This is a genomic window from Streptomyces kronopolitis (assembly GCF_050953795.1).
In the GTDB taxonomy this organism is placed as follows: Bacteria; Actinomycetota; Actinomycetes; order Streptomycetales; family Streptomycetaceae; genus Streptomyces; species Streptomyces kronopolitis_A.
In genome coordinates this window covers 5,138,942-5,151,331 of sequence record NZ_CP191850.1, presented here as the reverse complement: position 1 = coordinate 5,151,331, position 12,390 = coordinate 5,138,942, and the positions used below count along the sequence as shown (strand labels likewise).

Sequence of the window (12,390 nt, the reverse complement as noted above, 5' to 3'; positions counted from 1 at the left end):
CGGGTCAGTCGGAGGTGCGTCGCAGCACCAGGCAGACGAAGCCGAAGGTGTCCCGGTAGACGCGCAGCCATTCGGAGCGGCGCAGGGCGGCGGTTTCGCGCGCCTGCGCGCTGTCCGGGTCGTCGGGGTGGTCCAGGGCCCAGGAGGCCAGCGATCCCCAGCAGGCCCACTCGTAGTCGTCCAGTTCGCGGCGCGTGCTGACATGGCCGTGGACGGGGGTCCAGCCGTCGGCGGCCACCCGGTCCATGGTGGTGGCCAGGTCGGCGAAGTCCCCCAGCATCTCGACGGCGGCCGGCGAGGGGCTGCGTTCCCAGATGCCGTCGCCGATGAGCACGCGTCCGCCGGGTGCCAGGTGGGTGCGGGCGGCCGCGAGGGTGGGGAGGAGGCCGCCGAAGGCGTGGGCGGCGCCGACGCTGAGCACCAGGTCGAAGGCGTGCGGAGCGCAGAAGTCGTCCGCCGCTCGGCAGTGGAGGGCGAGGCGGTCCTGGACGCCGAGGCCGCGGGCGGACTCGCGGGCCTGCGCCAGGGAGTCGGCGGAGCGGTCGACGCCCTCGGCGTGCAGCCGCGGGTGCGCGGCCAGGGCCCGCAGCAGCCATTCGCCGGTGCCGCAGCCGAGGTCGAGGACCCGCTCGTCGCCTCGCGGCAGGGCGCGGGCCAGCAGGTGGCGCACGGCGTCGTCGTCGACCGGGGCCTTGACGGGGTGTCCGGCATGGGCGAGCCGGGAGATCTCTTCACGGTTCACCGGCGCAGCTTGTCAGCGGCGGGGAGCGCGCACACCTGGTTTTCCGCGGTGCGACGGGCGGGCCGGGAGGGGAAGGCCGCGGGCCCGGGCGACGAGGGTGCGGGCGGACGCCTCGCCGGAATGGCCCGTTGTTTTCCGTTCCGGGAGGTCACGAACGGTAGCTTTCGGGGCGTTCGTGTGCCTGTCGGCGGGACCGGGCCCGAGGTCTCCGGTACGCGGTCTCCGGTACGCGCCTTCACGAGGGAGTGAGATGAGTCGATCTGGCGTTGTCCGCCGGGACGGTCGCGGGGTGCGCGGAGGAATTCTCGGGCCGGCCGGAATGCTGCTCGTGTGCGCGTTGCTCGGCACGGCGTGCGACACCACCTCCCCCACACATTCCGCGCTCTCGGCGGACGCGAGTGCCGATACCCCGGCGTCCTTCGCGCGGCTGGTGGATATCGGCCAGGGGCGCACGATGTATCTGGAGTGCCACGGCAGCGGGTCGCCGACGGTCATTCTGGTGCCGGGGCTCGTCGCCGCCGCCGATACCTGGAGATATGTGCGCGGCCCCGCCGGTGCGATGAAGGCCAGCAATTCCGCCATATATCCCGGGGTGGGGCGCTTCACCCGGGTCTGCTCCTACGACCGGCCGGGGACGGCGCGGGAGGGCGGCAGGCCCACCACCTCGACGCCGGTCCCCCAGCCGACGACGCCGCGCGCCGATGTCGCCGATCTGCACACGCTGCTGACCACGGCGAAGGTGCCCGGCCCCTACGTCCTCGTGGGGTGGTCGGCGGGCGGGCCGATCGTGCGGATCTACGCCGGCGAATATCCGCGCGACGTGTCCGGGCTCGTTCTGGTGGACGCCGAGACGGAATTCCTGCAATCGCGGCTCACGGCCGCGCAGTTCACCACCTTCCTGGCGCTGGAGCGCAAGGACGACGAGAAGCGCATCGTCCAGTGGAAGGATGTGGAACGGCAGGAGCCGGCGACGGTCTTCGGGCAGGTGCGGGCCGCTCCGCCCGTGCCGGATGTACCGGTGGTCGTGCTCACCGGGGACGAATTCGATCCGCGGGCATTCCGCGCCCGGCTGCCGGCCGGTGCCCCTGCGGACTATCCGCAGATCTTCTGGCGGGCCCAACTCGCCTCGCAGGGAGACCTCGCGCGGAAATTCCCCGGCGCGCGGCACGTGACAAAGACCAAGAGCGACCACAACATCCAGAACAATCAGCCGCAGCTGGTCATCGACGCGGTGCGCGCGGTGGTCGACAAGGCCCGCCGGCGGCAGAGCGGCGCGCCGTCCGCTTCGTGACGGCGGGCGGGGCGGGGTGCGTTATGTCCGCCGGATCCGCGTGGCGCCGTGCCGCTCGTACAGCGCCGTGATCTGGCGGATCCAGAATTCTTCCTTCGCGGCCTTGGACGCCTTGGGCGGGAGCAGGCCGAGGTCTTTGGCGAGTGCGTAGAACCCGGATCCGGCGTCGTTCTCACCCAGATAGTGCACCAGGGCCGAGAGCATGAGCCGTGGCCCGGCGGGGTCACGTTCGCGGTCGCGTTCCTGGTCGCGCAGGACGATCAGGCCGAGCAGATGGCCCATCGCGGCGCGCTCGGCGGGAAGGTCGAAGTCGAACGGGGATAATCCCGTTCGCCGCTCCAGCGTGACGTTGAGTTCGGTGTACGTCGTGACCTTGCCGAGCCGGGCGCGTTCGACGAGGAACGTCGTTCCCGCTTCGGTGAGTTGATCCCATTCGAGATCGTCGCGGCCGTAAAGAGACATCTGCGCTCCCCCTGGGCGATGCCGGTCCGGCCGGCGCGGTCCGGCCGGCCGGTTGTGCCGCTGGTGCGGTCCGGTCGCGAAAGTACCGCCCGGCCCGGGTGGCCCACAATCCCTGGCGGCGGCTTCCGTTCGGGCCTGCGTCGCCCTCCCGGCGAGGGACGACGACCGCGGCCGCGCGTCGGGCCACACCGGCTTCTAGAGTCCTGTCATGGACTGGATGGAACGGGTGGGAAATCTGCGGCAGTGGGCGCAGAACGGGGTGCGGGCGCCGCACAAGCCGCTGCTCGTGCTCTACGCGTTGGGGCGGTTCCAGCGGGAGCCGCAGCGGGCGATGCGCTACTCCGAGATCGAGCACGAACTGAGCGCGCTGCTGCAGGACTTCGGGCCGCCGCACCGGACCTCGCCCGCCTATCCGTTCCACCACCTCACCGGTGACGGGGTCTGGGAGGTGCGGACCGACAGCGGCGGCGGCAGTCCGGGAACGGGGGTGCGGGTGCTGCGGGAGAGCGGGGCGCGGGGGCAGTTGGCCGCGGGGCTGCGCGAGGCGCTCTCGGACGATCCGGCGCTGGCCGGACGGCTGGCGCAGCTGCTGCTGGAGCGGCACTTCCCGCCGTCGAGCCATCCGGACATCGCCGCCGCCGTCGGGCTGGACCCGGAGCCTTCGGACGGGTCGCGGAGCGCCGCCGGGCCGGCAGCCGGGCGGCGGGGTGCGGCCGAACTGCGGCGGCAGGTGCTCATCGCCTACGAATACCGGTGCGCCTTCTGCGGGTTCGACGGTTCGCTCGGCCGGGTGCCGGTCGGGCTGGAGGCCGCGCACGTCCGGTGGTGGGCCTTTCGCGGGCCGGACGACCTCGCCAACTGCCTGTGCCTGTGCTCACTGCACCACAAGCTGTTCGACCGAGGGGTGCTGGGTCTGGATTCCGGTCGGCGGATCACGGTGTCGCGGGAGTTCGTCGGGCGGAGCCGGACCGCACGGGAGCAGGTGCTCGGCCTCGGCGGACGGGCGCTGACCGGGCCGCAGCAGGGCAGCGCGCGGGTGGCCCCCGCCCACCTCGCCTGGCACACCGCGCAGGTCTTCCGCGGGGAGCCACGGGTGCCGGAGTGCGTCTGAGCGGGGGCGCCGCGGGCGGCTACCGGGAGGCCGGGGACGTGGTGGCGCCGGGGTGCGGGCCGTAGGCCTTCAGGAAGCGGTCGCGGAAGGTGTCCATCCGCCAGACCGGCGCCCGGTGGCCGGGGTTGAGGCTGGGCGTCCAGTGCCAGCCGGAGATCCGCTTGAGGACGTCGGGGTCGTGGGCGACGAGCGCGACCGGCACGTCCCGGCTGGCGTGGTCGCCGGAGACCTTCGCGACCGGCTGGTGGTCGCCGAGGAAGACGAGCACGGTGTTCTTGTTGCCGTACTTCTCGACGTACGAGATGAGGCTGTTGAGGGAGTACTGGATGGACTTGCCGTACTCGGTGCGCACCTTGTCGGTCTGCTGCCACACGTCGACGGGGTTCTTGCCGGCCTTCTCGATGGAGCGGTAGACGGAGCCGTCGCCGACCTTGTTCCAGGGGAGGGTCTTGGGCAGCGGCGCCCAGGGGTTGTGGCTGGAGGTCAGGATGATCTCGGACATCAGCGGCTTGTCGTGCGGCCGGCCGTGCTCCAGGCGCTGGAAGGCCGAGAGGCTGTACTGGTCGGGCATGGTCGACCAGCTGAACTTGGGCCCCTGGTAGCCGAGTTCCCGTGAGTCGTAGACGTGGTCGAGGCCGTAGAACTTCGCTTCCGGCCAGCCCTTGGTGACGCCGGGCATGATGCCGACGGTCCGCCAGGCGCCGGTGCGCTGGAACGCCTTGGTGAGGCTGAGGTGATCGCCCGCGGTGACGGTGCGGTAACGCTGCTGGTTGTCGATCCACAGGCCGGACAGGAACGTGGAGTGGCCCAGCCAGCTGCTGCCGCCGTAGGTCGCCGAGGTGAGCCAGCCGCTGCGGGCCGAGAAGCCGGCAGCGCGCAGCCGCTTGGTGCCCTTGGCCAGCACCTTGTCGACGCCCGGCGCCATCAGCGGATCCTGGACCGCGCTGCGGCCGTAGCTCTCGATGAAGGTGAAGATGACGTCCTTGCCGCGCAGTCCGGTCAGCAGCTTGCTGCCCGGGGTGTTGCCGTACGGGTCGTGGGCGGCCACCTTGGTGAACTCCCGCTCGTCCTTGAGGGTCGCGCTCACGCCGTCCATCCGGGCCTGGACGAGGTCGGAGGTGCTCCGGGAGGCGAGTGGCGCGCCGGCGACCTGGAGGCCGAGCGCCGTGCACAGGACCCAGGCGGTCCCCAGGACGAGGGTGGTGCCGGCGGCCGCGGCGCGGTGGCGGGCCATGAGGTTGCTCAGCCGGACGACGGCCAGCGCCGTGAGGACGAGCAGGGCCAGCACCAGCACCACGGCCGCGATCTCGACGCCGAGGGCGCCCGCCGGGCCGATCGAGTCCTGGAGGAAGGAGGCGCCGTCGCCGAGCAGCGGCCAGTCGAACACCACGTTGAAGCCGCGGCCCAGCGCCTCGATGAAGCCGATGTCGAGGAAGTCCAGGACGGCCAGCAGGGCGAGGACCGTACCGGCCAGGACCGCCGCCACCCGCCGTACCGTGCGCGGCAGGACGAGCAGCAGGGCGGCACCGGCTATGCCCTCGACCGGGATGCGGAGGAACTCGGCGGGGGTCAGGCGGGCGGGATCGTTCGGCAGCAGGAGGGTGGCGAGGACCAGCACGCCGGCCAGGACGGTGGTGGTCCACGCCAGGGTGCGGGCGGCGGCCGGGTGCCGCTCGCGCCAGCCGGGGGCGGGGGCCTGGGGCGGTGCGGTGTCCTGCTCCTCGGGCGCGTCCGCGCCGTCCGGGGCCGCTCCGGCGGTGTCCGGGGCCGCTTCCGGCGCGTCCGGGGACGCCGCCTTCGGGTCGTCGTCCGGGGGCAGGTCCTCGGTCGCGGTGTTCCGCTCCTCCTGGGGCAGGGGGTGAGAGTCCGTGGTGTGCGACACCCGAAGGTCCTTCCGTGCGAGGCCCGGTAGTGGCACGGCGGACCGGACCCGGGAGGCCGACGCCGTCGATAGCTGTACGGGCGGCCGGCGGCCCGTGTTCAATCCGCAGGTCGTCGGCGTGGGAGCGGGGCGCACGGGCCCCGGAGCGCGGGCGGGTGTGCCGGGGCGCGCCGCCCCGGTGCGTCAGCCCTCCGCCAGCCGGGCCCGGTCCGCGGCGGCCGTGCCCTGGTGCCAGCCCTCCGCGTCGCGTACGCCGCGCAGCCGGACCGGGGCGGTGTCGGGGAAGAGGGCGCCGGTGGTCTCCTCGACGGCGAGGTGGCGGGCGGCGAGGACCGGGCGGAGGTCGGGGGCCGCGGGGTCCGACCCGGCCGCGGCGGAGGCGGAAGCGGTGGCGGCGGCCGTGGCGGCGGCGAGCCGGTCGCGGATGCGGTCGGCGTAGGCGACGAGGAAGGTCTGGCGGAAGTCACGGGTGCGGCGGGAGCGGCCGCGGGCGACGGGGGTGCCGCCCTGCGCCTTGAGCGCCCGGTGGTGGTCGTCGCCCGCGCGGTGCATCGCGGAGGTGGCCTGGAGCAGCAGCGAGGTGTAGAGCAGTTCGGCCGCCTCCAGGTCGGGCGCGAAGCCGACGAGGGTGGAGAAGCCGACGTCGGCGGCCCAGACCGCCTGGCAGCGGTTGGCGGCCGCGACCGCGTCGAGCAGCAGGGCCTTGGCCTGTTCGTAGGGGCCCTCGATGCCGACCCGGACCGCCGAGGGGCCGCCGGGGCGCCCGCCCCCGGGGCCGCCGGCGCCAACGGCCCCGTCAAGAAGCGCCTCGTCGATGCTGTGCCGGGCCATCAGCTCCTGGGCCTTGGCGGACAGTGCCTCGGCCTCCTCGGCGTAGTCGGTCGCCTCGGCCTTGGCGAGCAGTCCGCGGATCCGGCCGAGCGCGCGGTCCGCGGCGGCGCCGGCCGGACCGGCTCCCGCGGGCGGCGGCGGGGGCGGCAGCGGGGTGATCCGGGGCAGCCGGGCGAGGGCGCGCAGCGCCGCCAGCACGTCGTGGGCGGTCTCGAAGCGGGAGGTGCGGCGGCGGGCGGCCAGGGCGTCGAGGTAGCCGGCGCCGGACGGCCACCAGACGTCGGCGCCGAGGTCGCGCAGCTGACCGGCCCAGCGGGGGTCGTGCGGGGCACGTGCGGCGGGCGGGCGGGCCGCCTCGGCCGCGAGGGCGTCGAGGACGAGCGCGGCCAGGGTGGTGCCGGCGTCGTCGCGCCGTACGATCCGCTCCAGGTCGGCGGGGAGCCAGCCGCCCGACCGGCACCGGCGCACCGCCGCCACGGCGGCGTCGACGACGGCCGCGCTGACCGCCTCCCAGCCGGGCCCGGCCGCGGCCAGCGCCGAGGCGCCGGCCTCCAGGGCGTCCTCGGCGGCCGCGCCGTCCGGCGCGTACCGGACGCTGCCGAGCACCTGCCCGACCAGTTCACCGGCCGCCGGCGACGACGCCCCGCCGCGCCCTCTTCCTCCGCGCTCGCTCACCCGCTCCACTCTACGGAGGGCGGCGCCGGGCCCGTCGCCCCGGTGGTGGTGGGGCGACGGGCCGGCGCCGCGGCTACGCGCCGTGGGCCCGCGGGGTCAGGTGACCGCGCTGCCGGCCACCCACGCGGACCAGTCCATGTTCCAGCCGTTGAGGCCGTTGTCCGGGGTGATGGTCCGGTCCGGGGAGTTGATCACCTTCACGACGTCGCCGGTCTGCGAGTGGTCGAAGAACCACGCGCCGTCGGTGGTGGCGTCCTTGGCGCCCTTGGCGTCCTCCAGGCCGATGCAGCCGTGGCTGGTGTTGGTCTGGCCGAAGACGCCCTTGCCCCAGTAGTTGCCGTGGATGAAGGTGCCGGACGAGGACAGGCGCTGGGCGTGCGGCACGTCGGGGATGTCGTACTCGCCCTTGCCGTCCTTCTTCTTGAAGCCGACGGTCGAGCCGTCCATCCGGGTCTGCTTGAACCGCTCGGAGATGACCATCTGGCCGTTGTAGGTCGGGTGGTCGTCGCTGCCGGCCGAGATCGGCAGGGTCTTGACCGTGCGGCCGTCGCGCACCACCGTCATCTCGTGCGTCGTGGTGTCGACGGTGCTGACCTGCGAGTGGCCGACGCGGAAGCTGACGGTCTTGTTCTGGATGCCGGTGACGCCCGGCGAGGCCTGCACGCCGTCCAGGCCGAGGCGCATGGTGACCTTGGTGCCCGGCTTCCAGTACTGCTCGGGGCGGAAGTCCAGCCGCTTGTCGCTGAACCAGTGGCCGACGACCGGCTGGCCGCTGTCGTCGGAGACCTTGATCGCGGACTGGACGGCGGCCTTGTTCGTGACCGGCTTGTCGAAGTTGACCGACACCGGCATGCCGACACCGACGGTGGAGCCGTCCTCGGGGGTGAAGTTCCCGATGAAGCTGTTCGCCGGGGAGACCGTGGTGAAGGAGGAGTTCTCCACCGCCTTGCGGCCCTGGGAGTCCACGGCGTGCGCGGTGACCTTGTACTTCGTCGCGCGGTTCAGCGGGCGGTCCGGCTTCCAGGAGCTGCCGTCGGCCGCGAGGGTGCCGCTGACGGTCTGCCGGCCGTCGGCGGAGACCATGGTGACCTCCGTGAGCTTGCCGTTGCTCACCGTGACTTTGGCGTCGTCGTTGATGCCGGCATCGGTCGCCCCGTCCTCCGGGGAGATCGTGATCCGGGCCTCGGAGGCGTCCTTCGCGGCCGCCTCGTCCACCTGGCGGGTGTTCTCGTGACGGGTGCCGTCACCACCACCTATTCCGTGCCCGGCCGCATTGCTGCCGCCACACGCCGCAAGCGTGAGTGCGCCCCCCAGCAGCGCGGCGCCGGCCATGAGGCGCTTTCGTCGCTTGCTGTCCGTTATCACACGCATCTCCATTGCTACCGGTTTCGCACGTTTCCCCGAGCGAGCTGCCCACTGCACGCAGGCCTTTCTGGTCGCAGGCATTCCGGCCGACGCCAGGGGAACGCCTTTTCCGTTTCCCGGGTTCCATGCCTCCACAAAGTGTGGGGTAGGACACGTATCGCCCCGATGCCGGTCAGAAGGTGATCGCGGCAAGAAATCGGGCGCTACGGACCGGGCGCCCCGTGAGCCGGCCCCCGTGCGGCGAGGTGCCGTACGGGGGCCGGGATGGCCGTTCGGGGGGGGGTGCGCCGGCGGGAGGGGGCGCGGCGCGGGAGGGGTGCCGGTCAGCCCTCCCCGTCGGCGTCGTCGGCCAGATCCCACTCCGCCGCGTCCCACTCGGCGTCCGGGTCGTAGTCGGTCAGCTCCTCACTGCTCCAGGAGGCCTGTGCGAGTTCGGTCCCCGGCACCGCGGTGACCAGGTCGAACGGGTCGATCAGATGCGCCAGCGCGTCCGCCGGGTCCTCCTTGACGGCCTCCAGGGACTGCCGGCGCTCCTCGTCGGGGAGCGAGGAGTCCTTGCCGATGTGGTCGACGGCGGCGCCGGTCAGCCGGTCGGTGTCGGTGACCTCCATGATCAGTTCGACATGAAGCCGCACAAAACGTGATGTCTCGCCTTTGCTCATAGCACGGAGGTTAGGCATGGACGGGTCCCGACTTCCCCACGACCCGCGGCTGTCATTAACATCTGAGGTCAACGGCCAATTCGCCGACCCACAAGGGGGATCGCATCCGTGACGGCACGACGACCACTGCTGACCGCCGCGGCCGCGGGATCGGTACTGTTCGCCCTGTGGTTCGTACCGTCCGCCAATGCCACCGCGGAACATGACGGAGCGACAGATCCCGGCCCTCGGGCGGCGCCGGCACCGGCCGGGCGCGAGCCGGCCGACCGGGCCGTGCAGCGGACCCGGGACGCCGGTGACCGGTCCGCGACGACCACCGCGCACGACGCCGGACCGGCCGTCCCCGCACCGCACTTCCTCGCCGACACCGGCAGCCCGGACACCACGCCGTATGTGATCGGCGGAACCGCCTGCCTCGCGCTCGGCGCCGGCCTGGTCAGCTACTCCGTCCGCCGCACCCGCGACGGGAGCCTCTGAGACCGGCGCCCGTGCGCCCGTTACGCCAGCGGGCCGGTGACCGACTCCACGGCCGCCACCAGCTTCCCCTCCTGCACGAACGCGTACGCGGCCGCCAGGTCCGGCGCCAGGAAACGGTCCTCGCCGGGTCCCTGGACACCCGCGGCGCGCACCGCGTCCAGCACGGCACGGGTGGCGGGGGCCGGGACCAGGCCCTCACGCATCTCGACGGCACGGGTCGCCGCGTACAGCTCGACGGCGACGACCCGGGTCAGGTTGTCGACCGCGGTGCGCAGCTTGCGCGCCGCCGACCAGCCCATCGAGACATGGTCCTCCTGCATGGCGGAGGACGGGATGGAGTCCACCGAGGCCGGTGCGGCCAGCCGCTTCAACTCGCTGACCAGGGCGGCCTGGGTGTACTGGGCGATCATCAGACCGGAGTCGACGCCCGGGTCACCGGCCAGGAAAGCGGGCAGCCCGTGCGAGCGGTTCTTGTCCAGGAGGCGGTCGGTACGGCGCTCGGCGATCGAGCCGAGGTCGGCCGCGGCGATCGCCAGGAAGTCCAGGACATAGGCCACCGGCGCGCCGTGGAAGTTGCCGTTGGACTCCACCCGGCCGTCCGGGAGGACGACGGGGTTGTCGACGGCGGCGGCCAGCTCGCGGTCGGCGACCAGCCGGGCGTGGTCGAGGGTGTCCCGGCCGGCGCCGGCGACCTGCGGGGCGCAGCGGATGGAGTAGGCGTCCTGGACGCGCGGGGCGTCGTCCTGGAGGTGGCCGGTGAAGCCCGAACCGTCGAGCACCTTGGCCATGTTGGCCGCGGCGGCCGCCTGTCCGGGGTGCGGGCGGATGGCGTGCAACTCGGGCGCGAGGACCTTGTCCGTGCCGAGCAGGGCCTCCAGGGACAGCGCCGCGGTGATGTCCGCGGAGGTGAACAGCCGGGCCAGGTCGGCGCAGGCCATCACGAGCATGCCCAGCATGCCGTCGGTGCCGTTGAGGAGCGCCAGGCCCTCCTTCTCGCGCAGCGCGACGGGCTCGATGCCGTGCGCGGCCAGCAGTTCCCCGGCCGGGCGGACCACGCCGTCGGGGCCCTCCGCGTCGCCCTCGCCCAGCAGCGTCAGCGCGCAGTGCGACAGCGGGGCCAGGTCGCCGGAGCAGCCGAGCGAGCCGTACTCGTGCACGACGGGCGTGATGCCCGCGTTGAGTATGGCCGCCATCGTCTCGACGACCAGCGGGCGGACGCCGGTGCGCCCGGAGGCCAGGGTCTTCAGCCGCAGGAACATCAGGGCGCGGACGACCTCGCGTTCGACCCGCGGGCCCATGCCGGCCGCGTGCGAGCGCACGATGTTGCGCTGGAGCTGCGCCCGCAGCTCGGGGCTGATGTGCCGGACGGCCAGGGCCCCGAAGCCGGTGGAGACGCCGTAGACGGGGTCGGGCTTGGCGGCGAGTTCGTCGATGAAGGCGCGGGAGGCGGCGACGGCCGCGAGGGCCTCCTCGGACAGCTCGATCCGGGCCGCGCCGCGGGCCACCGCGATGACGTCCTGTGCGGTCGTGCCGGACGTCCCCAGCACCACAGTGTGCATATCCATATTCAGGCACCCTAGAGACTGAATCGCCAGATGTCACCACCGGATTTCGGGATCACCCCTTACCGGGCGTGCACGCGGGCCCGCAGGCCGCCGGGGACGCGCCGCCTCACCTCCGGAAGCGCCGGCGCTCCGGCCCCGGGCGCCGGTCCGGGGCGTCCGCGAGCCGGACCACCGGGTCGTCCTTGCCGCCGTGCCGCCCGGCGACCACCGGCTCGCCGGACCGCGCCGCCTTGGCCTTGTACTGCGCGGCGTCCGCCAGCCGGAAGAGCCGCCGGGCGCTGCGCACCTCACCGATCGGATCGCCGGTCGAGGCGACCCCGACCGCGACGCCCTCACCGAGGTCCAGCTCCCCCGCCCGGTCGCACAGTTCACCGGCCACCTTGACCACCTCGTCGGCCGGCGCACCCACCGCCAGCAGGCAGAACTCGTCGCCGCCGAGCCGGGCGGCGAGGGTGCCCGGCAGCATGGCGCCGCACAGCGAGAGCACCGAGCCGAAGCGCTCCAGCAGCCGGTCGCCGACCGCGTGGCCGCGGGAGTCGTTGACCCGCTTCAGCCCGTTGAGATCGCACACCACCAGGCTGACCACCACGGAGTCCCTGCGGTGCAGCTCCAGCGCCTCGTCCAGCCGCATGTCGACGGCGCGGCGGTTGGCCAGCCCGGTCAGGGAGTCGGTGAACGCCAGTCGGCGGGCCTCCGCCAGCCGCTCGGTCTGGGCGATACCGGCGGCCGTCACGGCCGCGAGCACCCCGGCGAAGTCGGCGTCCGCCCGGCCGAAGACCGGCTCGCCCGTGCCGCGCGCGACATACAGCTCGCCCCAGGCCCGCCCGTGCAGCACGATCGGCGCGACCACACAGCAGCCGCGGCCCCGGCGGCGCAGCGCGGCCACCCGCTGGGCGTTGCCCCGGCCGCCGCCCGGCTCCCCTGGCGCCACCACGGCCACCGGGAGGGCGCCGGCGCTCTCCACCCAGGCGCTGGACTCCCCGCCGCCGGCCCACTGCTCGTGCACGAAGCCGGCGATCTCCGGGAACTCGTGGACGGGGTAGCTCTCGTCGTCCGGGAACTCCTCCTCGCCCTCGGCGAGTTCGCCGGTGTTGACCAGCACCCGCAGCTTGCCCAGCTCGCGCTCCCATTTCGAGATCGCCGCGAAGGAGCCGCCCAGGGCCCGGCACACACCCCGGGCCGCGGCGTGTGCCGATTCGCGCGGTGTGTGCGCGGCCGCCATCGCCTGCGCCAGCCCCACCACGGCCCGCAGCCTCGCATCGCCCTCGCCCGTCACCGGATCCTCGCATTCCGTCACCGTGAGCACGCTCTGTACTTCAGCGTAGGA

Annotated in this window: 11 protein-coding genes; 3 read left to right on the top strand and 8 right to left on the bottom strand. The window is 73.5% G+C overall.

The genetic code is table 11. The features are described from left to right. Positions 1-4: 4 nt before the first annotated feature. Positions 5-742, bottom strand: coding sequence for an SAM-dependent methyltransferase (locus ACQP17_RS22890; RefSeq protein WP_433857958.1), 738 nt, complete (start codon positions 740-742; stop codon positions 5-7). Between the two features lie 289 nt (positions 743-1,031). Here ACQP17_RS22890 and ACQP17_RS22885 point away from each other — a divergent pair, with 289 nt between their 5' ends. Beyond that, positions 1,032-2,033: an alpha/beta fold hydrolase gene (locus ACQP17_RS22885; RefSeq protein WP_433857957.1), complete on the top strand. Its 1,002-nt coding sequence runs from the start codon at positions 1,032-1,034 to the stop codon at positions 2,031-2,033. A gap of 21 nt (positions 2,034-2,054) precedes the next feature. On the opposite strand, the gene ACQP17_RS22880 is transcribed toward ACQP17_RS22885, so the two are convergent. Further along, positions 2,055-2,495 (bottom strand): hypothetical protein, encoded by a 441-nt coding sequence (locus tag ACQP17_RS22880; RefSeq protein ID WP_433857956.1) that lies wholly within the window; start codon positions 2,493-2,495, stop codon positions 2,055-2,057. 208 nt (positions 2,496-2,703) lie between these two features. Between ACQP17_RS22880 and ACQP17_RS22875 the strand changes: the two genes are divergently transcribed. After that, positions 2,704-3,606, top strand: coding sequence for a phosphorothioated DNA-binding restriction endonuclease (locus tag ACQP17_RS22875; protein WP_433857955.1), 903 nt, complete (start codon positions 2,704-2,706; stop codon positions 3,604-3,606). A 19-nt stretch (positions 3,607-3,625) separates the two neighbouring features. On the opposite strand, the gene ACQP17_RS22870 is transcribed toward ACQP17_RS22875, so the two are convergent. From ACQP17_RS22870 to ACQP17_RS22855, 4 genes are all read right to left on the bottom strand, one after another. Further along, on the bottom strand, positions 3,626-5,488 hold the full coding sequence (locus ACQP17_RS22870) for a sulfatase (protein ID WP_433857954.1): 1,863 nt from the start codon (positions 5,486-5,488) through the stop codon (positions 3,626-3,628). Between the two features lie 183 nt (positions 5,489-5,671). Next, positions 5,672-6,994: a DUF2786 domain-containing protein gene (locus ACQP17_RS22865; RefSeq protein WP_433857953.1), complete on the bottom strand. Its 1,323-nt coding sequence runs from the start codon at positions 6,992-6,994 to the stop codon at positions 5,672-5,674. A gap of 96 nt (positions 6,995-7,090) precedes the next feature. Next, on the bottom strand, positions 7,091-8,371 hold the full coding sequence (locus ACQP17_RS22860; protein ID WP_433857952.1) for a L,D-transpeptidase: 1,281 nt from the start codon (positions 8,369-8,371) through the stop codon (positions 7,091-7,093). Positions 8,372-8,682: 311 nt separating this feature from the next. Further along, positions 8,683-9,021: a hypothetical protein gene (locus tag ACQP17_RS22855; RefSeq protein ID WP_433857951.1), complete on the bottom strand. Its 339-nt coding sequence runs from the start codon at positions 9,019-9,021 to the stop codon at positions 8,683-8,685. Between the two features lie 108 nt (positions 9,022-9,129). On the opposite strand from ACQP17_RS22855, the gene ACQP17_RS22850 reads away from it, so the two are divergent. Next, a complete protein-coding gene (locus ACQP17_RS22850) occupies positions 9,130-9,498 on the top strand; it encodes a hypothetical protein (protein WP_433857950.1) in 369 nt (122 codons plus the stop codon). 20 nt (positions 9,499-9,518) lie between these two features. Here ACQP17_RS22850 and hutH read toward each other — a convergent pair whose 3' ends face one another. After that, positions 9,519-11,063 carry a histidine ammonia-lyase gene (hutH, locus tag ACQP17_RS22845; RefSeq protein WP_433857949.1) on the bottom strand — a complete coding sequence of 515 codons (1,545 nt, stop codon included), beginning with the start codon at positions 11,061-11,063 and terminating at the stop codon, positions 9,519-9,521. Positions 11,064-11,169: 106 nt separating this feature from the next. After that, positions 11,170-12,285: a diguanylate cyclase domain-containing protein gene (locus ACQP17_RS22840; RefSeq protein ID WP_433859983.1), complete on the bottom strand. Its 1,116-nt coding sequence runs from the start codon at positions 12,283-12,285 to the stop codon at positions 11,170-11,172. Between the last annotated feature and the right edge of the window lie 105 nt (positions 12,286-12,390).

Bases quoted from the DNA above. Each gene is read 5' to 3' on its own strand.
- ACQP17_RS22880 (WP_433857956.1), bottom strand. From the start codon at position 2,495: ATGTCTCTTTACGGCCGCGACGATCTCGAATGGGATCAACTCACCGAA.
- ACQP17_RS22875 (WP_433857955.1), top strand. From the start codon at position 2,704: ATGGACTGGATGGAACGGGTGGGAAATCTGCGGCAGTGGGCGCAGAAC.
- hutH (WP_433857949.1), bottom strand. From the start codon at position 11,063: ATGGATATGCACACTGTGGTGCTGGGGACGTCCGGCACGACCGCACAG.
- ACQP17_RS22860 (WP_433857952.1), bottom strand. From the start codon at position 8,371: ATGGAGATGCGTGTGATAACGGACAGCAAGCGACGAAAGCGCCTCATG.
- ACQP17_RS22840 (WP_433859983.1), bottom strand. From the start codon at position 12,285: ATGGCGGCCGCGCACACACCGCGCGAATCGGCACACGCCGCGGCCCGG.
- ACQP17_RS22855 (WP_433857951.1), bottom strand. From the start codon at position 9,021: ATGAGCAAAGGCGAGACATCACGTTTTGTGCGGCTTCATGTCGAACTG.